Below are 20,414 nucleotides of genomic sequence, written 5' to 3' on the forward strand. Positions count from 1 at the left end.
GCAAAACCTCACAAGATGATTTCAGTTATGAGCAGTTTCGCAGATTCTCAGAGCATTCCATAGTTCCTGAATACTCGTCAGGAGGACAGGACATGGCCGTGATCGTGAGGTTGAAGGCGCCCGGCGGCGTGGAGCAGCTCGAACTGGCGGACGCCGATCTGCCGCCGCCGGGCCGGGGCGAAGTTCGGCTGCGGCAGACCGCGATCGGCGTCAATTTCATCGACATCTATCAGCGCATGGGCCTCTACAGCCTGCCCCCCGCAGGGATTCCCGGCGTCGAGGCGGTGGGCATCGTCGCTGCGCTGGGCGCCGAGGTGGCCGGCCTCGACGTCGGCGACCGCGTTGCCTATGCGGGTGCGCCGGTCGGTGCCTACGCCTCCGAACGCAACCTGCCGGCTTGGCGCTGTGTGAAGCTTCCCGACGCCATCCCGGATGAGGCGGTCGCGGCGGCTCTGGTCAAGGGCATTACGGCCGACATGTTGCTCACTCGCGTTTTCCCCGTCGGTCGCGGGACGGCGGTTCTCGTTCACAGCGCCGCAGGCGGGCTCGGGCAGTTGCTGACCCGCTGGGCCGGTTCACTCGGGGCGACGGTGATCGGGACGGTCGGCTCGTCGGCGAAGGTCGAGATCGCCCGTGCTGCCGGCGCACATCATGTGATCGTCGGACGGGACGCGGATTTCGCAGCAGCCGTTGCCGATTTCACCGCGGGACGTGGTGTCGATGTCGCCTATGACGGTGTCGGCGGGACGGTTTTGCAGAAGACACTGGGCTGTGTGCGGCCATTCGGCGTCGTGGCGAGCATCGGCCAGTCAGCCGGGCCGATTCCGCTTCTCGATGTCAACGATCTCGGGCCGCGGCGCAGCCTGATGTTGGCGCGGCCGAGCGTGATGGGCTACATGAACGATGCAGGCGCGTACCGCCGTTCCGCCGAGCGGGTCCTTGCTGCGATGACTGAGGGCGTGCTTCGGTTGACCGGCAGAGCCTACGAATTGCGGGACGTCGCGCTGGCGCAGGCCGACCTCGAAACCGGGCGTACGACGGGAGCCCTGTATCTGAAGCCCTGACTGGCCTATTCCGCCGGCTGCAGTACCGCTCCCGCCTTCTTCGGCGCGATCCAAAATGCCTTTGGCCGCTCGAACAGGAAATTGGCGCGCAGCCCTAGCGCCGCCCGCCAAATCGCGAGCGATCCGAGCACGCCGACGATGGTGACGATCAGCGACACTGTGCCGATGTCGGAGATGATGCCGGTGTGCAGCAGCAGCGTGCGTGTCGCCGCCATCGGCAGAAAGAAGGCGAGATAGATCACGATCGAATGCTCGCCGCAGAAGCGCAAGAAGTTCAGCCAATGCGCGCGCGCAAGCAGCGTGCCCATGGTGATGATGGCACAGGCACCAGTGAAGCCGAGCACGAGCGACACGATCTTCCACTCGCTCGTGCCGAGCACGACGAGGCCGGCATTGACCAGCGCCCAAATCGCGAGCGCTGCAAGCGCCCAGGCGGGATGGTTGCGCGCGCGATCGGCCAGCGCGAACACGTAAGGCGCGAACAAATAGCCCGAATAGAAATAGACGAAGCGCGCGCAGAACTCGTCGATCGCGGTCCAGCCGGTGGTGAGGCGCGCTGTCTCCAGCGCCGCGGCAATGAGCCAGATCGCCAGCGGCGGCATTTTCCGTGTCAGTTTTGTGACGACGAAGAAGACCGGCAGCAGATAGATGAACCAGAGCGTGCCGAACGGCTCGATGAAGGATTCCAGATATAGCAGGCCCGCGTCGCGCCAGCTGGTTTCGGCTGCAAACGCAGGCGCCTTGAAGCCGAACTGGATTGTCACCCAGACGACATAGAAATAAGCGAAATGCACCACCTTGCGGTCGAGATAGGTTCGCCAGTCCCGATCGATCACCAATGGCAGGAACAGGCCCGAAATCAGGAAGAAGTCCGGCATCCGGAACGGCTTTGCGAAGGCCACCAGGACATGCATGAAACCGGTCTCGCCGGCGGCGAGCTCGACCCCCAGCACCGAATGCATCATTACGACCATGACGATGCAGATGCCCTTGGCATAGTCGACCCAATCGACACGCGCGGCAGTGGAGGCCTTGGGAAGCCTCCCACTCGCAGCTGATGTGTCTGATGGTGCCATGTGTCCCTTTTCGAGGCGTGTTCCGCCCGGTCCCGTGCGGGCGTGGGGCAGTGTGGGGCCTTGTGGTTTCCGACTTCTTTACCGGTACAAATCCTGTGCCGGTTTCCGAACGCGGCCCCTTCCTTCCCAGCGGGAAAATGCTAAACCGCCCCCGGATTGGGTTTTCGTTAACCAAGAGAGACAGGGATTTTCATGCGAATCGCCATGATCGGCACGGGTTACGTGGGACTGGTGTCCGGGGCCTGCTTTGCGGATTTCGGTCACGACGTCATCTGCGTCGACAAGGACGAGAAGAAGATCGCTAGCCTGCATCGCGGTGAGATCCCGATCTATGAGCCCGGGCTGGACGAGCTGGTCGCGACCAACGTCAAGGCCAAGCGGCTCGACTTCACCACGGACCTGTCCAAGCCGGTCGCGGATGCGGACGCGGTCTTCATCGCGGTCGGCACGCCGTCGCGCCGCGGCGACGGGCACGCCGATCTCTCCTATGTCTACGCCGCCGCGAAAGAGATCGCGCAGTCGCTGTCGGGCTTCACCGTCGTGGTGACCAAGTCGACCGTGCCGGTCGGCACCGGCGACGAGGTCGAGCGCATCATCCGCGAGGTCAATCCCAAGGCCGACGTCGTCGTCGCCTCCAACCCCGAATTTCTGCGTGAGGGTGCCGCGATCCGCGACTTCAAATTCCCCGATCGCGTCGTGGTTGGCACCTCCGATGAGCGCGGCCGCAAGGTGATGGGCGACATCTACCGTCCGCTGTCGCTGAACCAGGCGCCGCTGATGTTCACGGCACGCCGTACCGCCGAGATGATCAAATACGCCGCGAATGCGTTCCTGGCGACCAAGATCACCTTCATCAACGAGATCGCAGATCTCTCCGAAAAGGTCGGCGCCAACGTCCAGGAGGTCGCGCGCGGCATCGGCCTGGACAACCGCATCGGCACCAAATTCCTGCATGCCGGTCCCGGCTTCGGCGGCTCCTGTTTTCCGAAGGACACCAAGGCGCTGATCAAGATCGCGCAGGATTACGATGTGTCCCTGCGCATCGTCGAATCCGTGTTGGCGGTCAACGAGAACCGCAAGCGCGCGATGGCGCGAAAAGTGAGCCAGGCGCTCGGCGGCTCGCTGCGTGGCAAGACCATCGCCGTGCTCGGCCTCACCTTCAAGCCCGACACCGACGACATGCGCGATGCGCCGTCGATCCCGCTCGTGACCGGCCTGATCGACATGGGCGCGAAGGTGAAAGCCTTCGATCCCGTTGGTATGGAGCAGGCCAAGAGCGAGTTGCCCAGCATCACCTATTGCGAGGATGCGTATTCCTGCGCTGAGGGAGCCGATGCGGTTGTCGTCGTCACTGAATGGACGCAGTTCCGCGGCCTCGATCTCGATCGGCTGAAGGCGACCATGGCGCAGCCCGTTGTCGTCGACCTCCGCAATATCTTCAGCCCAGAGGACATGGCCGCCGCCGGCTTCACCTACGAGAGCGTCGGCCGCCCGTCGGCGCAGGGCTGAGAGCGACGGGTATGGACCGAAACCGTCATGGCCGGGCTTGTCCCGGCCATCCACGTCTTGTTCACTCCCGGGTCAAAGAACGTGGATGCCCGGGACTTGATGTGAAGACGCGCTTCGCGCTTTTGCCCGGGCATGACGAGTGGATAGGCCTTGCCCCGCAACTTCGACACGCCCCTCCCGATCGACGCCGTGCTCGACGATCTCTCGCGCACGTTGGAGACGCATAACGCCGCCGTCCTGGTGGCGCCACCGGGCGCCGGCAAGACCACGCGGGTGCCGCTGGCGCTGCTCGATGCACCCTGGGCCAAGGCTAAGAAGATCATCGTGCTGGAGCCACGCCGCATCGCCGCCCGGGCCAGCGCGGACCGCATGGCCAAATCGCTCGGCGAGCGCGCTGGCGAGACCGTCGGCTATCGCGTCCGTTTCGGTTCGAGGATATCGCGCGCGACCCGCATTGAGGTCGTGACCGAAGGCATTTTCACCCGCCAGATCCTCGACGATCCCGAACTCTCCGGCGTTGCCGCCATCCTGTTCGACGAATTCCACGAGCGTTCGCTCGATGCCGACATGGGCCTCGCGCTGGCGCGCGATGCGCAACTTGGCTTGCGCGAGGATCTGCGCATCCTGGTGATGTCGGCGACGCTCGATGGCGCGCGTGTCGCAAAGCTGCTCGGCGAGGCGCCCGTCGTCGAGAGCGAGGGCCGCGCATATCCGGTCGAGACACGCTATCTCGGACGCAAGGCGGACGCGCCGATCGAGCGGCAGATGGCGGATGCGATTGCATCCGCGCTGCGCGCCGATAGCGGTTCGGTGCTAGCGTTCCTGCCGGGCGCCGCCGAAATCCGCCGCACCCAGAATTTTCTGGCTGAGCGCGTGCAGGATGCTTCCATCGAGATCGTGCCGTTGTTCGGCGCGCTCGATGCCGCCGTGCAGGATCGCGCCATCGCGCCGGCGCCGAAAGGGTCGCGAAAAGTGGTGCTGGCGACTTCGATCGCCGAGACTTCGCTGACCATCGAAGGCGTGCGCATCGTGGTCGATTCCGGTCTCGCGCGCGTGCCGCGCTACGAGCCGGATATCGGGCTGACGCGGCTCGAGACCGTACGAGTCTCGCGCGCGGCGGCGGATCAGCGCCGCGGCCGCGCCGGCCGTACCGAGCCCGGCGTCTGCTACCGGCTATGGGACGAGCCTCAGACGGCCTCGCTTGCGCCCTACACCCAGCCGGAGATCCTCAGCGCCGATCTGTCCTCGCTGGTGCTCGATCTTGCGCAATGGGGCGTCGCCGATCCGGCCGCCCTGTCGCTCCTGGATCCGCCGCCACAGCCCGCCTGGAAAGAGGCAAAAAGCCTGCTGTCCGAACTCAACGCGCTCGATGGTGACGGCCGCATCACCGCGGAGGGTAAGAGCCTGCGTGCGCTGGCGCTGCCGCCGCGGCTGGCGCGCATGATCGTGGATTCGCATCGCGTCGGCGCGGGCGAACAAGCGGCCGAGATCGCGGCCATCCTCACCGAGCGCGGGCTCGGCGGCGACAGCGCCGATCTCGAGCACAGGCGCGACCAGTTCCGCCGCGACCGTTCGCCGCGGGCGGCGAGCGCGCGCGACCTGGCGCGGCGCTGGGCGTCGCAGGTCGCAGCATCCGAGAAGGCGGTTCAGCAGGAGGATCTCTCGACCGGGCTGATGCTGGCCTATGCCTTCCCGGATCGCGTCGCGCGCAACCGCGGCAATGGCAGTTTCGTGCTCGCCAACGGCCGCGGCGCCGCTGTCGAGCAGACCTCTTCGCTCGCCCGCGCGCCCTACATCGCGATCGGCGAGATGACGGGCACGGCCGCGAGTGGTCGCATCCTGCTCGCCGCGCAAATCGCCGAAGATGACATCGAGCGGCATTTCGCCGAGCACATCGAGAGCGTCGACGAGATATCCTTCGATCGCGGCGCGATGGCGCTGCGCGCGCGGCGCAAGCGCGTGCTGCATGCGATCACGCTGTCCGAGGCGACGCTTGCGGTGTCGCCCTCGGAGGACACCGCGCGCATTTTTGCCGACGGACTGATCGCTGCCGGGCTCGACCGGCTGCCCTGGTCGAAGGCTGCAAAGCAATGGCGCGATCGTGTGATGTTTTTGCGAAAGGCCGAAGGCGATAGCTGGCCCGATCTGTCGGACAACGGGCTGATCGCGCGGCGCGACGACTGGCTGGTGCCGGCGCTCTACGACAAGATCGCGCTGAAGGACATTTCCGCCGGCGATCTCTCCGACGCGCTGATGGCGCTGCTGCCCTGGGAGATGCGCGCGCGGCTCGAGCGCGAGGCGCCGACGCATTTCGAAGCGCCGACCGGAAGCGTGCTCGCGATCGACTATGAGGCCGAGCAGGGGCCCACCATCGCGGTGCGGCTCCAGGAATTGTTCGGCCTCAATACCCATCCGTCGATTGCCGCGGGCAAGGTGCCGTTGGTGCTGGAACTGCTGTCCCCGGCGCAGCGCCCGGTGCAGGTGACGCGCGATCTCCCCGGCTTCTGGCGCGGCAGCTACAGTGCGGTGCGATCCGAAATGCGCGGCCGCTACCCACGCCATCCCTGGCCGGATGATCCGGCAAATGCGCTGCCGACCCGGCGCGTGAAGCCGCGGGGCACCTAAGAGCCACGAACGCGCATTAACCGTTCGCTCATCCTTTTGGTCAAAATAGCACCGTTCCGACGGCGGCTTCGCTCGCCGAGAGGCGTGTCGCGTGGTGAAATGAGCCTTCGGTTCCGAGTGGTGTCATGCGTAACATAATGATCTTCGCGGCCATCCTGATCGGGCTCGGTACCTTCATGGCACAGATGGCGGACAGGATGAGTTCGGCCTCCGCGACATCAGTGCCGCGCACGACGGTCGCGGTTGCGACCACGGCGCCGGCCAGCGGCCGTACGGTCAGTATTCCCCGCGATGGCCGCGGCCATTTCCAGACCGAGGGCCGCGTCGATGGCCAGCGCCTCGGCTTCATGGTCGACACCGGCGCCTCCGTGGTCGCGCTGAACGAGTCCTCGGCCGCACGCTTCGGCCTGCGCCCCTCGCGCAGCGATTATAACGCCACCGTCTCCACCGCCAACGGCACCATCAAGGCCGCGCACGCCCGCATCGCCATGCTCGATGTCGGCGGCCTCGTCGTGCGCGACGTCGATGCCATGGTGCTGCCGGACGAGGCGCTGTCGGAGAACCTGCTCGGCCTCTCCTTCCTGTCCCGCCTGAGGCGTTTTGAGTACGCCAACGGCCAGATGGTGCTGGAGCAGTAGATCCGAACCGATTGCGGCCGGATAGATTTCCAAATTGGTCTGGTCAGGCCGGTGGCAGGTAAGGTTTATCCGTTACCAAACTGCCGCAATTATAAGCCATAAGCTGCCATTCCCGCCTTCCGCTGTGGCCCGGCATTCGCTAAGGCTGCATCAAATCCGGCCCATTTCACGAGACCGTCTCAATGTTCCCCAAGCCGAAATCCGTATTGTTGCCCAACACCTACGCCTTCGAATCCGAGCCCATGGTGAAGGCCACGGGTTTCCGCGAATACGACGCGCGGTGGTTGTTCCAGACGGAAATCAACCTGATGGGTGTGCAGGCGCTCGGCATGGGGCTGGGGGCGCTGATCGCCGAGCTGGGAGTCAGCCAGGAGATCGTCACTGGCCACGATTTCCGCGGCTATTCGGCCTCGATCAAATACGCGCTGATCTCCGGCCTGATGGCGGCGGGCTGCAAGGTGCATGACATCGGGCTTGCGGTGACGCCGATGGCCTATTTCGCGCAGTTCGATCTCGACGTGCCCTGCTGCGCCATGGTCACCGCCTCGCACAACGACAATGGCTGGACCGGCGTGAAGATGGGCGCCAACCGTCCGCTGACCTTCGGCCCCGACGAGATGACGCGGCTGAAGGAGATCGTGCTCAACGCCGATTTCAAGAACAAGGCCGGCGGCTCCTACCAGTTCCACGAGAATTATCCGGCGCGCTACATCGCCGATCTCACCAATCGTCCGAAGCTCGAGCGCAAGCTCAAGGTCGTCGCCGCCTGCGGCAACGGCACGGCCGGCGCGTTCGCGCCGCAGGTGCTGGAGGCGATCGGCTGCGAGGTGATCCCGCTCGACACCGAGCTCGACCACACCTTCCCGAAATACAACCCGAATCCGGAAGACATGGAGATGCTGCACGCGATTCGCGACGCGGTGCTGCATCACAAGGCCGATGTCGGCCTCGGCTTCGACGGTGACGGCGACCGCTGCGGTGTCGTCGACAACACCGGCGAGGAGATCTTTGCCGACAAGGTCGGCGTGATGCTGGCGCGCGACATGTCGGCGATCCACAAGGACGCGCACTTCATCGTCGACGTGAAGTCGACCGGCCTGTTCGTCACCGATCCCGTGCTCCAGAAGCAGGGCGCCAAAACCGACTATTGGAAGACCGGCCATTCCTACATGAAGCGCCGCACCAACGAGACGGGCGCGCTCGCGGGCTTCGAGAAGTCCGGCCATTTCTTCTTTAACAAGCCATACGGCCGCGGCTATGACGACGGCCTGGTCTCGGCGCTCGCGATCTGCGACATGCTCGACCGCGCGCCCGGCAAGTCGATGGCCGATCTGAAGAACGCGTTGCCGAAGACTTGGTCGTCGCCGACGATGTCGCCGCATTGCGCCGACGAGGTCAAATATGGCGTCATCGATCAGGTGGTGAAGCACTTTGAAGGCTTGCAGGCGAAGGGCGCCAAGATCGGCGGCCAGGCGATCCGCGACCTCGTCACCGTCAATGGCGTGCGCGTCACGGTCGAGGACGGCAGCTGGGGCCTCGTGCGTGCCTCTTCGAACAAGCCGGAGCTCGTCGTGGTGGTCGAGAGCCCGGTCTCCGAGCAGCGCATGCACGACATGTTCGAGATGGTGAACAGCGTGCTGCGCACCCATCCCGAAGTCGGCGAGTACAATCAGAAGATCTGAGCGCGGACGGCGAGAGACTTTCTCCGCCGTCATGCCTGGGCTTGTCCCGGGCATCCACGCCTCTCCTCATGAGCGTATGCAAAGACGTGGATGGCCGGGACAAGCCCGGCCATGACGATTGCCGAAGAAGCGTCGCGGTCCCTTGAGCAGCCCTAAGCCACCACCACCGCCGGGATCGGCAGCGCCGTGACCGACTTGATTTTCTCCATCGCGAAACGCGACGTGACATTCTTCAGCGGCACGGCGCTGATCAGCTTCTTGTAAAACACGTCATAGGCCTGCATGTCGGCGACCACGACGCGCAGCATGTAGTCGACGTCGCCGGCCATGCGATAGAACTCCATCACCTCGGGCATGGCGCTGACGGCTTCGGCGAACTTCTTGAGCCAGGCGTCGGAATGATCGGAGCTCTCCACCGAGACGAACACGGAGATGCCGAGCCCGATCTTGTTCTGATCGACCAGCGCCACCCGCTTCAGGATCACGCCGTCAGCCTCCAGGCGCTGGATGCGCTTCCAGCAGGGGGTCGAGGACAGCCCGACGCGGTCGCCGATCTCGGCGACGGACAGGGAGGCATCCTCCTGGAGCACCATCAGGATCTTGCGATCGATGGCATCGAGGCGGCGGCTGGGCTCGGGGATGTGGACGACGGCATCGGTCATTTGAAGAACTTTGTTCCAATATGATGGCTGCTTTTCCTCATATATAGAAAAATCTTCTCCCGCAAGTCCATAATCTCGGCGTGCCGGCATCATGGCTCTAGAGGAGGTTGCGAAAAAATCCTTCAACTTCAACGCGTTGCGGGGCGGCTTGGCCACCGCCATGGCGGGTGCATTTCAAGGCTGCGGCGGCCGCGGCGAATCGCAGCGCCTGCCGCACGCCTCCGCCCTCGGCGAGCCGAAGCGTGAAGGCGCCGTGGAAGACATCGCCGGCGCCGAGCGTATCGACTGCCTGGACCGGAAAGGCCGGCGTCTCTTCCAGCGCGCCCGCCTCGTTCAGCCAGATCGTGCCGCGCGGGCCGCGGGTGGCGGCGAGGAAGGCCCGGGTCAGCCCGGCCAGCCGCTTCAACGCCTGGCCGTCGTCGGCGACGCCCGCCGTTTCCTGCACTTGCTCGCTGGCGAACAGCAGATGCGAAGCGGCCGTCAGCAGGCGGTCCGTGAGCGCCATCGCGCGATCGACACCGACGATGACAGGAATGCCGCGCCGGCGCGCCGCGGTGCAGAGATCGATTGCGAACGAGGCGCAGCGGCTCTCGACCAGCACCGTGTGGCAATCGGCCACAAGGTCGTCAGTGTCAGGCAGTTTCACGTTCCACAGAGCAGGATCGCGATGGATCGTGAGCGTCCGCTCGCCGGAGGGCTCGATCATGATCGCCGAGACCGGCGTCATCAACCCCGGCATGCGCACGATGTGCGTGGTGTCGATGCCCTCAGTGGCCATCCGTTCGAGCATGAATCCGCTCGACGTCTCCTGCGCATCGCCCATCGGCCCCGCAAACGCAGCGCGGCCGCCGAGCCGGGTGATCGCAATCGCGGCATTGAGCGCGTTGCCGCCGCAAATCTCCGCAAGATGCGTGGCATTCGCCTTGCTGCCACGCTCCGGCACGGCCTCGACGCGAAAGGTGAGGTCACGCGCGGGAATGCCGATGCAGAGGATGCGCGGCGCGATCCCTGATGCAGCCATCGGCGGTCTCAGCTCTTGTCGTGCACCCAGCGGCCCAGCAGATGATGCGCAATGGCGAAGGGATGCGGGCCGGCGAGCCCGTCGGGATGCGTCCGCGTCAGCATCAGGGCCGCCTCCTCGCGCGTGAACCAGCGCGCGTCTTCCAGCTCGGAGTGATCGACGACGATGTCCTCGTTCAACGCCCGCGCGCTGCAGCCGATCATCAGCGACGACGGATAGGGCCAGGGCTGGGTCATGTAATATTGCACGTCGGTGCAGCCTATGCCGGACTCTTCGAGGATCTCGCGGCGCACCGCGTCCTCGATGGTCTCGGCGGCCTCGACGAAGCCGGCGAGGCAGGAATACATGCCCGGCGGGAACTGTTTCTGGCGCCCGAGCAGGCATCTCTCGCCGGAGGAGACGTGCATGATCACGACCGGATCGGTGCGCGGAAAATGCTCCGCCTTGCAAGCAGGGCATTCGCGCTTCCAGCCGCCTTCCTTCATCGCGCTGCGGGTGCCGCAATTGGCGCAATAGCCGTGGCGCTGGTGCCAGCCGACCATCGATTTCGCCATCGCGATCGCCGAGAGCTCCTGCGGCGGGATCGCGCCCTGCATGGCCATGCCGCGCAGCTCGGTTACGGTGTAGTCGTCGCGACCGATCAGTTTCTCGGCCGCCGCCTGCGCGAGGCCCATGCCGAACATCGCGGCGCCGTCACGCAGGCCGAGGAAGATCGTGCCGGGATTGGCGCCGCATTTCAGCGCCTCGTCAATTGATAGCAGCGCGCGCGTCTTGTCGCCCTCGCGCTTCACCAAGAGCGAGTCGCGGTAGATGACATAGGCACGCGACGATGATTTCTGTTCCATTGCAAACAGTTTTTCGTCGTCGCGGCGCAGATGCGCGGCGCGATCGAGGACATTGGTGACGAAGGCCGGCTGCCCCAGCGGAAACGAGTCGAATGCTGACATTTCTTGTTCTTTCAACCCAACCAGATTTTTCGGCGAAGTGCGCTGATGAAATTCTGAACCTCCGTGGCATCATGCGCCAAGGGCTTCATCACGCCCCACACCGGCCGCGGCCAGGCGGCGTCGCTGGTGCGGCGTGCGATGATGTGGACATGAAGCTGCGGCACGAGGTTGCCCAGCGCTGCGACATTGAGCTTGTCGCATTTGGTGATCTCTTTCAGCGCGCGCGAGACGCGGGAGATCTCGGTCATCAACTGCGCCTGCTCGACCTCGTCGAGATCGATGATCTCGACCGCATCGGAACGCCGCGGCACCAGCAGCAGCCAGGGATAATGGGCGTCTTTGATGACCAGCACCTTCGACAGCGGCAAATCGCCGATGTCGATGGTGTCCTCTTTCAGGCGGGAGTGCAGCGACCAGGCGGGATCGGACATATGCGGTTCCGGATTGAGACTTGAGGGCTTCGTCATGGCAGGGCTCGATCGGCCATCCACACCCCCTCTTTGTCTCCACATTAAGGGCGCCGATCGCCGGAACAAGCCCGGGTAACGGCAAGTATGGCTGCCATCCGCAGGCTGGCACGGCAAATAGTCTACCCGCTTGCTTTCCCGCCCTTTTGGCCCCAAATAGGGACCGGGAGATTGGCGGTGGACGAGCCACTCGCCAACCGGGTCAGGTCCGGAAGGAAGCAGCCCTAACGAGGTCCGGATCGGGTCGCTCGTCAGTCTCCTACTTGTTTTTCCGAGCGAATTGCGCCGGCGGGCTTCCCGCCAGCGTGCTCCTTTCCGCAAACCGCCGGCCGAGAGAGATTTCATTGCGGATCGACCGATGACCGACGCTGGCGCCCCTCCCAATCACGACAGCGCCGGCCGGGCCGCCAACACGCCTTACCGGGTTCTGGCGCGCAAATACCGCCCCTCCAGCTTCGACGATCTGATCGGCCAGGAGGCCGTGGTCCGCACCGTCTCCAATGCGTTCGAGACCGGGCGGATTCCGCAGGCCTGGATCCTCACCGGCGTCCGCGGTGTCGGCAAGACCACCACCGCGCGTATCCTCGCCCGTGCGCTCAACTACGAGATGCCGGATGGTTCGGTGAAGGGGCCGACCATCCACATGCCGACACTGGGCGTGCATTGCCAGGCGATCATGGAAAGCCGGCACATGGACGTGCTGGAGATGGACGCCGCGTCCCACACCGGCGTCGACGATGTCCGCCAGATCAATGACAGCGTGCGCTATGCGCCGGCGAGTGCCCGCTACAAGGTCTACATCATCGACGAAGTCCATATGCTGTCGACGGCGGCGTTTAATGCCTTCCTGAAGACGCTGGAGGAGCCGCCGGAGCACGCCAAATTCGTGTTCGCCACGACGGAGATTCGTAAGGTTCCAGTCACGGTGTTGTCGCGCTGCCAGCGGTTTGATCTCCGCCGCGTCGAGGCCGACGTGCTGATGAAGCACCTCGCCAATATCGCGGCGAAGGAGAATGTCGAGATCGAGCCCGAGGCGCTCGGCATCATCGCGCGCGCGGCGGAAGGCTCGGTGCGTGATTCGCTGTCGCTGCTCGACCAGGCGATCGCCCATGCGGCCGGCGCCGTGAAGGCCGACGCGGTCAGGCAGATGCTGGGGCTCGCCGACCGGACTCGCGTCATCGACCTCTTCGATTCGCTGGCGCGCGGCGACATCGCGAGCGCCTTCAAGGAATTCCGCGACCAGTACGATGTCGGCGCCGATCCCATCGTCGTGCTCTCGGACCTCGCTGAATTCGTCAACTTCGTCACCCGCGTGAAGATCGTGCCGGCGACCGCCGACAATGTCGCCTATGGCGAGACCGAGCGGGTGCGGGCGCGGGATTTCGCCTCGAAGATCTCGATGCGCGTGCTGTCGCGGATGTGGCAGATGCTGCTCAAGGGCATCACCGAGGTGCAGGCCGCGACGCGGCCCGCTGCGGCCGCCGAGATGGTGCTGGTGCGCATCGCCTATGTCGCCGACCTGCCGACGCCGGACGAAGCGATCAAGATGCTGGAGCAGAACGGCGGCGGTTCGCCGGTCGTGAGTGGCGGCAGTGCTGCGCGCAGCAGCGCGCCGGCCGCGCCGATGGCCTCTGCATCGCCAGTTGCTTCAGCTCAGCCTGTTCGCATGCCGACATCGTCGCCGACCGCGTTCGGCGGCGGTGCCCGGCCGCAGATGGCCGCGCCCGCGCCGGATCCGCAAGCGGTCGCACCCCAGCTGCGCATCACGAGCTTCACCCAGCTCGTCGCGCTTGCCGGCCAGAAGCGCGACCTCATGACCAAGGGCGCGCTCGAAGGCGACATGCGGCTTGTCCGTTTCGAGGAGGGCCGGCTGGAAGTTGCGCTCGAGCCCAACGCGTCCAAGTCCATGATCTCCGAGCTGGCGCGCAAGTTCGAGCTGTGGACCGGCCGCCGCTGGACCATCGTTGTTTCCAACGAGCAGGGCCAGGCGACGCTGCGCTCGGTGAACCAGGCCGCCAAGCAGGAACACGCACGGTCCGCCGAGGCCGATCCGCGGGTGCAGGAGGTGCTCTCGCGCTTCCCCGGCGCGAAGGTCGTCGAGGTCCGCAGGCTTGCCCCCGAGACGCCGGAATCCAATATTAACGCTGACTACGGCTCTGACGATCCGCCCGACGGTTCCGACGCCGACGACGATCTCTGAGCCAACCTTTCCAAGGACGAACACCCATGGCTGATTTTCTCGGCATGATGAAGCAGGCGGCGCAGCTGCAATCCAAGATGCAGGAGATGCAGGACCAGCTCGCCAATGTGGAGGTCGAAGGCATCTCCGGCGGTGGTCTCGTCGCCGTGCGCATGACCGCGAAGATGGACGTCAAGGGCGTCAAGATCGACCCCTCGCTGATGAAGGCCGAAGAGCGCGAGGTGCTGGAAGACTTGCTGGTCACTGCGCTCGGCGATGCCCGCCGCAAGGCGGAGACGGCGATGCAGGAGAAGATGCAGTCGCTCACCGGTGGGCTCGGCCTGCCGCCGGGGCTGTTCGGCCAGTAATATGGGCGCAGTTGCAGGCCCCGAAATCGAGCGGCTGGTCCAGCTTCTCGCGCGCCTGCCGGGCCTTGGTCCGCGCTCCGCGCGGCGTGCGGCGCTGCATCTGATCAAGAAGCGCGAAGCGCTGATGATGCCGCTGTCCTCCGCCTTGCAGGTCGCTCTCGACAAGGTGCAAGTCTGCAAGACCTGCGGCAACATCGATACCCAAAATCCCTGCACGGTCTGCATCGATCCGAAGCGCGATGGCGCCATCATCGTCGTCGTTGCCGATGTTGCCGATCTCTGGGCGCTGGAGCGGGCCAATGCGACGCAAGGGCGCTACCACGTGCTGGGCGCGACCCTGTCGCCGCTCGACGGTGTCGGCCCGCAGGACCTCACCATCGACGCCCTGGTCGCGCGTGCGCATGCTGCCGAGGTGCATGAAATCATCCTGGCGCTGAATGCCACGGTCGATGGGCAGACCACGGCGCATTACATCACCGACCTGCTTCAGGACGCCAACGTAAAAGTAACGCGCCTCGCCCATGGTGTGCCGGTCGGTGGCGAGCTTGATTATCTCGATGAGGGCACGCTATCGGCCGCGATGCGGCAGCGAACCCTGTTCTAACCATCCAGACTTCACGGAACGGACGACATGACGAAACTTTTCGCCACACGATTGGTTTTGGCCGCGACCATGATGCTAGCGGTGACGCCGGCCATCTCCGCGCAGCAGGACGACGAGGCGCCGCCGCCGTCGAAGCCCGGCAAGCCGATCGGCGCCGGCGAGGTGCTCTCGGGCGAGCTGAACGCGATGAAGATTCGCGACGTCAAGAACGCCGGCAAGCGGATCGCGATGTACCAGATCACCTCCGAGCCGCGCCGCCTGCCGGCGCCGAGTGGGCTGTGCAATCTCGAGACCGGGCCGGAGACCTTCCAGCTCGTTCCCAGCGGCGACGCGCAGGCCGCGCAGTTGAAGACATTCGCCGGAAAGGAGATCTCCGTGAAGGTCGACGAGGTCGCCTGCGCCAGCGATCCCGGCCAGATGAGCGAGGCCGTGGTGACGAAGTGGAGTCTGGTGAGGAAGTAGGAGAGGGCTACACCCGCACCGGGCCCAGCGCCTCAAAGTGTCCGCGCTTCTGCAACCAGGTCAGAAGCACCAGGCTCGGAATCGCCACCAGCGCGCAGATCACGAAGAACAACGGCCAACCGGTGGTATCAGCCACGAAGCCGGCCCCTGACGACAGATAGGTCCGGCCCACCGCCGCGAGCGCGGTGAGCAGCGCATATTGCGTCGCCGTGTGTAGCGGATTCTGGCACAGCGCAGAGAGATAGGCGACGAAGATCACGGTGCCGATGGCGCTGGTGAAATTCTCGCAAGTGATGGCGAAGGCGAGCGCCCACTGGCTGGCGCCTGCGATCGCGAGCCAGGAGAAGGACAGATTGGCGAGCGCCTGCACCATGCCCCCGATCCACAGGGCCGCCGCCAGCGGATAGCGCCGCGCGACAAAACCGCCGGCAAAGCCGCCGATCAGCGTCGCAGCTAAGCCAACGCCCTTCACGATCGCCGCATAGTCGTTGCGGGTGAAGCCGAGATCGATCACGAACGGCGCCGTCATCGTGCCCGAGAACGCATCGGTGAACTTGAACAGCACGACGAAGGCGAGCGCCGCGATCGCGTCCTTGCGCGACAGGAATTCCGAGAAGGCGCCGATCGCCGCGCGCAGCACGCGCGTGAATGCGGTCTCTTCGTGCGTCGCAGCTTCCGCCCGCACCGACTGCTCCGGTTCGGTCGCAGCCAGCGCCGTGATCGTCCCGATCAGCACCATCGCCGCCATCACCACATAGCCCCACATCCAGGCCGACGGGCGGGTAATGCCCGTGCTCTCGAAGCCGGACACGATGAACAGCGCGCCGGCCGTCGACACCAGCATGCCGATGCGATAGGCCGCGACATAAGCCGCCATGCCCGCGGCCTGCTCGCTCTCGGGCAGGCTCTCGACGCGAAAGGCGTCGACCACGATGTCCTGCGTCGACGACGTCGTCGCCACCAGCAGCGCGCCGAGTGCGACGTAGAACGGCGAGCGCCCGGGGTCGGTGAGCGCCAGCAGCACGATCGCAATGATCAGCAGCAATTGCGAGAACAGCAGCCAGCCGCGCCGCCGTCCGAACGCGCGCGTGAACAACGGGACGTGCAGCGCATCCACCAACGGCGCCCACAGGAATTTCAGCGTATAGGGCGTGCCGACCAGCGCAAACAATCCGATGGTCTTGAGATCGACGCCAGCTTCGCGCATCCACACCAGCAGCGTCGAGCCCGAGAGCGCCAGCGGCAGCCCAGACGAGAAGCCGAGGAACAGCACGATCAGCACCCGCGGTTGCAGATAAACAGCCAGGCTGTCGCGCCAGGAGGTCGCAGGGGTATCGGTGCCGGCGGGGGATGTCGCGTCGGGTGATGTCATGGGGAGGTGTTAGCAGATTCTGGCCGTGATGCCTCTGCTACACTCGTCATGCCCGGGCTTGTCCCGGGCATCTACGTTCTTGGCCGTGGCAAGGAAGATTCGTGGATGGCCGGGACAAGCCCGGCCATGACGGCGTGGAATCACTCCCCCGCCTGGAGCTTCCTCGGAAACAGCTCGGGCGCACCCGTAGTCACCAGCCGCGGACCCTCCGGCGCGTCTGTCTTGCTGAAATCGAGTTCCTCGATTCGCCCTGCGCGCTTCTCGATCTTGTCGGCGGAGATCAGGATCTGGCGGACGTCCTCGTTCGCGTCGGCAAAGTGCTTCTGCAATTTGAGCACGCGCTCGCGCAGGCGGCCGAGATCGTCGCCGAGCTTGATCACTTCGGTCTGGATCTGGTCGGCGGCATCGCGCATGCGCGCGTCCTTCATGATCTGCTGCATCACCTGGATCGCCAGCATCAGCAGCGAGGGTGACACCAGCACGACTTTGGCGCGATAGGCCTTCTGGATCACGTCGTCGAACCCGTCATGGATCTCGGCGTAGACCGATTCCGACGGCACGAACATCAGCGCCATTTCCTGGGTCTCGCCGGTGACGAGGTATTTTTCAGCGATGTCGCTGACATGCTTCATCACGTCGCCGCGCAGCCGCTGCGTGGCGAGGCGCTTCTCCTCGTCGGTGCGGGCGTCGTGCAGCGCGGTCATCGCCTCCAGCGGGAATTTCGCGTCGATGCAGAGCGGGCGCTGGTCGGGCAGGAACACGACGCAGTCCGGCCGCTTGCCGGTCGAGAGCGTGAACTGGAATTCGTACGCACCCTTCGGCAGGCCGTCCTGGACGATCGCCTCCATCCGCGCCTGGCCAAAGGCACCGCGCGACTGCTTGTTGGCGAGCACGTCGCGCAAGGTCGTGACCTGCGTGGTGAGATCGGTGAGGTTCTTGTGCGCGTTGTCGATGATGCCGAGCCGTTCGTGCAGCGCGCGCAGGCTCTCCATGGTGTTGCGGGTCGAGTGCTCCATGGACTGGCCGACCCGATGGGTCACCGAATCCAGCCGCTCGTTGACCGCGCGCGCCATCTCGGCCTGGCGGCCGGCCAGCGTCTGGGTCATGGCGTCGGCGCGGCCGACGGCTTCGCTCTGGGCACGCAGCACCTGGCTCAGGCGCTCCTCGAGCTCGTCGGCCCGGATCGCATTGGCCATCGCGAGTTCCGCGCCGCGGCTCCCGGATCGCGCGATCACCACGGCGATCACCACCAGCAGGATGAGGACGAGGGCGCCGAAGCCGGTCAGCGCATCGATCGTGCGCACCGGCCAGTCGCCGAGCATGAAAATGATCTCGTTCATGCACGTCCTTGTAGCCGATTCGTCCGGCCGCACGAACGAATAGCGAACATTTATGGTCAATGCTCCCCTAATTTTTGTGGTTAACGAAACCCTAAGTTTTATGGTTACCAAACCCTTAACAGGTTCCTGGCCGCATTGACCGCTTTCCCCATGCAGCTTAAATCGCCCGCCATGGCCCTCAGAGAAATCATCATCCTGCCCGACAAGCAGCTGCGTCTGGTCTCCAAGCCGATCGAGAAGGTCACGCCGGAGATCCGCAAGCTTGCCGACGACATGTTCGAAACCATGTACGACGCACCCGGTATCGGGCTTGCGGCGATCCAGATCGCGCAGCCGCTGCGGCTGATCACCATGGACCTCGCCAAGCCCGACCAGGACGGCGAGACCAAGCCGGAGCCGCGCGTCTTCATCAACCCCGAGATCATCGCCGCCTCCGAGGATTTGTCGGTCTACGAGGAAGGCTGCCTGTCGATTCCCGAATATTACGAGGAGGTCGAGCGGCCGGCGAAGGTGCGCGTGCGCTTCACCGATTTGGACGGCAAGGTGCACGAAGAGGACGCCGAAGGCCTGTACGCGACCTGCATCCAGCACGAGATCGACCATCTCAACGGCGTGCTGTTCGTCGACTATCTGTCGAAGCTCAAGCGCGACCGCGTCATCAAGAAGTTCGAGAAAGCCGCCAAGCGCGCGGAGGAGTAAGCGCTGCAGATGCCTCTCCGCCTGATCTTCATGGGCACGCCCGATTTCTCCGTGCCGACGCTGCTCGAGCTGGTCGCGCACGGCCACGAGATCGTGGCCGTCTACACCCGCGCGCCGAAGCCGGGCGGGCGGCGCGGACTGCAATTGCAGCCAACTCCGGTTGAAGAAGCTGCGCGAAAACTCGGCGTGCCGGTGCTGACGCCGAAAACGTTGAAAACGCCGGAAGCGCTGGAAGAATTCCGCGCCTTCGACGCCGATGCCGCCGTCGTCGTCGCCTATGGCATGATCCTGCCGCAGGCCATCCTCGATGCGCCGAAGCTCGGCTGCTACAATCTGCACGCTTCGTTGTTGCCGCGCTGGCGCGGTGCTGCGCCCATCAACCGCGCAATCATGGCGGGCGATGCCGAGAGCGGCGTGATGGTGATGAAGATGGATGTCGGCCTCGACACCGGCGACGTCGCCATGGCCGAGCGTCTCACGATCACGGACGACATGACCGCGGTCGATCTGCACGATCATCTGTCCCGGCTCGGTGCGGATCTGATGGTGCGTGCCATGGCGGCGCTCGACCGCGGCGGACTTCAGCTCAAGAAGCAGAGCGAAGAGGGGGCCACCTATGCCGCCAAGATCGACAAGGCGGAGGCGCGGATCGACTGGAGCAGGCCGGCGCACGCTGTGCTGCGCCACATCCATGGCCTGTCGCCGTTCCCCGGCGCCTGGGCGGAGCTTGCCGGTGTCAGCGAGAATGCGCGCGTGAAAATCCTGCGCTGCGAGCTTGCGAAGGGCTCCGGCGCCCCCGGTGAGGTGCTCGACGATCAGCTCACCATAGCCTGCGGTGAGGGCGCGATCCGCATTCTCGAGCTGCAGCGCGAGGGCAAGGCCCGGATGCAAGCCATCGATTTCCTGCGCGGCGTGAAAGTCGAGCCGCCGATGCGGCTCGACTGATGCCCCGCTACAAGCTCACCATCGAATATGACGGCGCACCGTTCTTCGGCTGGCAGGTGCAGGACACGCTGCCCTCGGTGCAGGGCGCGCTCGAAGCGGCGGTCAAGGCGATGACCGGTGCGGATTTGCGCGTGCACGGCGCCGGCCGCACCGATGCCGGTGTGCATGCGCGCGGCCAGGTCGCGCATGTCGACATCGAGAAGCAGTTTCCGCCGGGCCGTTTTCGCGATGGGCTCAACGCGCATCTGCGCCCGCATCCGATTGCGGTGCTGGAGGCTGAGGTCGTGCCTGATACCTTCGAGGCGCGCTTCTCGGCCGTGAAACGCCACTATCGCTACCGCGTCGTCAACACCCGCGCCAATCTCGCGCTCGACATCGGCCACGCCTGGCGCGTACCGCGCCGGCTCGACGCTGACGCGATGCATGCGGCCGCACAGCGCCTGCTCGGCAAGCACGATTTCACCACGTTTCGCGACACCGAGTGCCAGGCGAAGTCGCCTGAGAAGACGCTCGACCAGCTCGACGTGTTCAGAGACGGCCGCGAGATCACGATCCTCACCTCGGCACGCTCGTTCCTGCACAGCCAGGTGCGCTCGATGGTGGGATCGCTGGTCTGGGTCGGCGAAGGCCGCTGGAGCGCGGACGATCTCTCCGCAGCACTGCAAGCCCGCAACCGCGCAGCCTGCGGCATCGTCGCACCGCCGGACGGGCTCTATCTGGTGAAGGTGGATTATTAGAGCCTGATGTCGCCACT

The 20,414-nt window shown here is 65.1% G+C and carries 19 protein-coding genes and 1 other RNA gene; 13 read left to right on the forward strand and 7 right to left on the reverse strand.

Features of this window, described 5'->3' with window-relative positions:
• Positions 1-92 precede the first annotated feature (92 nt).
• Positions 93-1,064 (forward strand): quinone oxidoreductase, encoded by a 972-nt coding sequence (locus tag JJE66_RS13090; protein ID WP_200514664.1) that lies wholly within the window; start codon positions 93-95, stop codon positions 1,062-1,064.
• Between the two features lie 5 nt (positions 1,065-1,069).
• Here the strand turns inward: JJE66_RS13090 and JJE66_RS13095 are convergent, their stop codons facing one another.
• Positions 1,070-2,140, reverse strand: coding sequence for an acyltransferase family protein (locus JJE66_RS13095; RefSeq protein WP_200514665.1), 1,071 nt, complete (start codon positions 2,138-2,140; stop codon positions 1,070-1,072).
• 192 nt (positions 2,141-2,332) lie between these two features.
• Between JJE66_RS13095 and JJE66_RS13100 the strand changes: the two genes are divergently transcribed.
• The 4 genes from JJE66_RS13100 (at position 2,333) to JJE66_RS13115 (ending at position 8,594) form a co-directional block, all read left to right on the forward strand.
• Positions 2,333-3,649, forward strand: a complete 1,317-nt coding sequence (locus tag JJE66_RS13100; RefSeq protein ID WP_200514666.1) for a UDP-glucose/GDP-mannose dehydrogenase family protein — start codon at positions 2,333-2,335, stop codon at positions 3,647-3,649.
• A gap of 150 nt (positions 3,650-3,799) precedes the next feature.
• Positions 3,800-6,274, forward strand: coding sequence for an ATP-dependent helicase HrpB (gene hrpB / locus JJE66_RS13105; protein ID WP_200514667.1), 2,475 nt, complete (start codon positions 3,800-3,802; stop codon positions 6,272-6,274).
• A 125-nt stretch (positions 6,275-6,399) separates the two neighbouring features.
• Positions 6,400-6,912: a TIGR02281 family clan AA aspartic protease gene (locus JJE66_RS13110; RefSeq protein ID WP_200514668.1), complete on the forward strand. Its 513-nt coding sequence runs from the start codon at positions 6,400-6,402 to the stop codon at positions 6,910-6,912.
• Positions 6,913-7,094: 182 nt separating this feature from the next.
• Positions 7,095-8,594 carry a phosphomannomutase/phosphoglucomutase gene (locus JJE66_RS13115; RefSeq protein ID WP_200514669.1) on the forward strand — a complete coding sequence of 500 codons (1,500 nt, stop codon included), beginning with the start codon at positions 7,095-7,097 and terminating at the stop codon, positions 8,592-8,594.
• A 152-nt stretch (positions 8,595-8,746) separates the two neighbouring features.
• On the opposite strand, the gene JJE66_RS13120 is transcribed toward JJE66_RS13115, so the two are convergent.
• The 4 genes from JJE66_RS13120 to JJE66_RS13135 all read right to left on the reverse strand — a co-directional run bounded on the left by JJE66_RS13120 (position 8,747) and on the right by JJE66_RS13135 (position 11,655).
• Positions 8,747-9,256 carry an Lrp/AsnC family transcriptional regulator gene (locus tag JJE66_RS13120; RefSeq protein ID WP_200514670.1) on the reverse strand — a complete coding sequence of 170 codons (510 nt, stop codon included), beginning with the start codon at positions 9,254-9,256 and terminating at the stop codon, positions 8,747-8,749.
• A 97-nt stretch (positions 9,257-9,353) separates the two neighbouring features.
• On the reverse strand, positions 9,354-10,277 hold the full coding sequence (locus tag JJE66_RS13125) for a sugar kinase (protein ID WP_200514671.1): 924 nt from the start codon (positions 10,275-10,277) through the stop codon (positions 9,354-9,356).
• An 8-nt stretch (positions 10,278-10,285) separates the two neighbouring features.
• Positions 10,286-11,224: an NAD(+) diphosphatase gene (gene nudC, locus JJE66_RS13130; protein ID WP_200514672.1), complete on the reverse strand. Its 939-nt coding sequence runs from the start codon at positions 11,222-11,224 to the stop codon at positions 10,286-10,288.
• An 11-nt stretch (positions 11,225-11,235) separates the two neighbouring features.
• Positions 11,236-11,655, reverse strand: a complete 420-nt coding sequence (locus tag JJE66_RS13135) for an HIT domain-containing protein (RefSeq protein WP_200515349.1) — start codon at positions 11,653-11,655, stop codon at positions 11,236-11,238.
• 202 nt (positions 11,656-11,857) lie between these two features.
• On the opposite strand from JJE66_RS13135, the gene ffs reads away from it, so the two are divergent.
• The 5 genes from ffs (at position 11,858) to JJE66_RS13160 (ending at position 15,304) form a co-directional block, all read left to right on the forward strand.
• Positions 11,858-11,954: signal recognition particle sRNA small type (gene ffs, locus JJE66_RS13140), an RNA gene on the forward strand.
• Positions 11,955-12,049: 95 nt separating this feature from the next.
• On the forward strand, positions 12,050-13,891 hold the full coding sequence (locus JJE66_RS13145; protein WP_200514673.1) for a DNA polymerase III subunit gamma/tau: 1,842 nt from the start codon (positions 12,050-12,052) through the stop codon (positions 13,889-13,891).
• Between the two features lie 26 nt (positions 13,892-13,917).
• On the forward strand, positions 13,918-14,238 hold the full coding sequence (locus tag JJE66_RS13150) for a YbaB/EbfC family nucleoid-associated protein (protein WP_200514674.1): 321 nt from the start codon (positions 13,918-13,920) through the stop codon (positions 14,236-14,238).
• Position 14,239: 1 nt separating this feature from the next.
• Positions 14,240-14,842 (forward strand): recombination mediator RecR, encoded by a 603-nt coding sequence (recR, locus tag JJE66_RS13155; RefSeq protein WP_200514675.1) that lies wholly within the window; start codon positions 14,240-14,242, stop codon positions 14,840-14,842.
• A gap of 27 nt (positions 14,843-14,869) precedes the next feature.
• Positions 14,870-15,304, forward strand: coding sequence for a hypothetical protein (locus JJE66_RS13160; protein ID WP_200514676.1), 435 nt, complete (start codon positions 14,870-14,872; stop codon positions 15,302-15,304).
• Positions 15,305-15,311: 7 nt separating this feature from the next.
• On the opposite strand, the gene JJE66_RS13165 is transcribed toward JJE66_RS13160, so the two are convergent.
• Positions 15,312-16,676 (reverse strand): AmpG family muropeptide MFS transporter, encoded by a 1,365-nt coding sequence (locus JJE66_RS13165; protein ID WP_200514677.1) that lies wholly within the window; start codon positions 16,674-16,676, stop codon positions 15,312-15,314.
• 140 nt (positions 16,677-16,816) lie between these two features.
• Complete coding sequence (locus JJE66_RS13170; RefSeq protein WP_200514678.1) at positions 16,817-18,016, reverse strand: DNA recombination protein RmuC; 1,200 nt, start codon at positions 18,014-18,016, stop codon at positions 16,817-16,819.
• A 171-nt stretch (positions 18,017-18,187) separates the two neighbouring features.
• Between JJE66_RS13170 and def the strand changes: the two genes are divergently transcribed.
• Genes def through truA form a run of 3 tightly spaced genes read left to right on the forward strand, consistent with a single transcriptional unit; the run spans position 18,188 to position 20,397 of the window.
• Positions 18,188-18,715 carry a peptide deformylase gene (def, locus tag JJE66_RS13175; protein WP_200514679.1) on the forward strand — a complete coding sequence of 176 codons (528 nt, stop codon included), beginning with the start codon at positions 18,188-18,190 and terminating at the stop codon, positions 18,713-18,715.
• 9 nt (positions 18,716-18,724) lie between these two features.
• Positions 18,725-19,660, forward strand: coding sequence for a methionyl-tRNA formyltransferase (gene fmt, locus JJE66_RS13180; protein WP_200514680.1), 936 nt, complete (start codon positions 18,725-18,727; stop codon positions 19,658-19,660).
• The gene (gene truA / locus JJE66_RS13185) at positions 19,660-20,397 is read left to right on the forward strand and encodes a tRNA pseudouridine(38-40) synthase TruA (RefSeq protein WP_200514681.1); all 738 of its coding nucleotides are present in this window, start codon (positions 19,660-19,662) and stop codon (positions 20,395-20,397) included. The genes fmt and truA overlap by 1 nt, the downstream gene beginning before the upstream one ends.
• Positions 20,398-20,414: the final 17 nt, after the last annotated feature.

This window comes from Bradyrhizobium diazoefficiens, assembly GCF_016612535.1.
Lineage (GTDB): Bacteria > Pseudomonadota > Alphaproteobacteria > Rhizobiales > Xanthobacteraceae > Bradyrhizobium > Bradyrhizobium diazoefficiens_C.

Coding starts and splice junctions, on each gene's coding strand:
- JJE66_RS13090 (WP_200514664.1), top strand. CDS start 93: ATGGCCGTGATCGTGAGGTTGAAGGCGCCCGGCGGCGTGGAGCAGCTC.
- JJE66_RS13095 (WP_200514665.1), bottom strand. CDS start 2,140: ATGGCACCATCAGACACATCAGCTGCGAGTGGGAGGCTTCCCAAGGCC.
- JJE66_RS13100 (WP_200514666.1), top strand. CDS start 2,333: ATGCGAATCGCCATGATCGGCACGGGTTACGTGGGACTGGTGTCCGGG.
- JJE66_RS13110 (WP_200514668.1), top strand. CDS start 6,400: ATGCGTAACATAATGATCTTCGCGGCCATCCTGATCGGGCTCGGTACC.
- JJE66_RS13115 (WP_200514669.1), top strand. CDS start 7,095: ATGTTCCCCAAGCCGAAATCCGTATTGTTGCCCAACACCTACGCCTTC.
- JJE66_RS13120 (WP_200514670.1), bottom strand. CDS start 9,256: ATGACCGATGCCGTCGTCCACATCCCCGAGCCCAGCCGCCGCCTCGAT.
- JJE66_RS13125 (WP_200514671.1), bottom strand. CDS start 10,277: ATGGCTGCATCAGGGATCGCGCCGCGCATCCTCTGCATCGGCATTCCC.
- nudC (WP_200514672.1), bottom strand. CDS start 11,224: ATGTCAGCATTCGACTCGTTTCCGCTGGGGCAGCCGGCCTTCGTCACC.
- JJE66_RS13135 (WP_200515349.1), bottom strand. CDS start 11,655: ATGTCCGATCCCGCCTGGTCGCTGCACTCCCGCCTGAAAGAGGACACC.
- JJE66_RS13145 (WP_200514673.1), top strand. CDS start 12,050: ATGACCGACGCTGGCGCCCCTCCCAATCACGACAGCGCCGGCCGGGCC.
- JJE66_RS13150 (WP_200514674.1), top strand. CDS start 13,918: ATGGCTGATTTTCTCGGCATGATGAAGCAGGCGGCGCAGCTGCAATCC.
- recR (WP_200514675.1), top strand. CDS start 14,240: ATGGGCGCAGTTGCAGGCCCCGAAATCGAGCGGCTGGTCCAGCTTCTC.
- JJE66_RS13160 (WP_200514676.1), top strand. CDS start 14,870: ATGACGAAACTTTTCGCCACACGATTGGTTTTGGCCGCGACCATGATG.
- JJE66_RS13165 (WP_200514677.1), bottom strand. CDS start 16,676: ATGACATCACCCGACGCGACATCCCCCGCCGGCACCGATACCCCTGCG.
- JJE66_RS13170 (WP_200514678.1), bottom strand. CDS start 18,016: ATGAACGAGATCATTTTCATGCTCGGCGACTGGCCGGTGCGCACGATC.
- def (WP_200514679.1), top strand. CDS start 18,188: ATGGCCCTCAGAGAAATCATCATCCTGCCCGACAAGCAGCTGCGTCTG.
- fmt (WP_200514680.1), top strand. CDS start 18,725: ATGCCTCTCCGCCTGATCTTCATGGGCACGCCCGATTTCTCCGTGCCG.
- truA (WP_200514681.1), top strand. CDS start 19,660: ATGCCCCGCTACAAGCTCACCATCGAATATGACGGCGCACCGTTCTTC.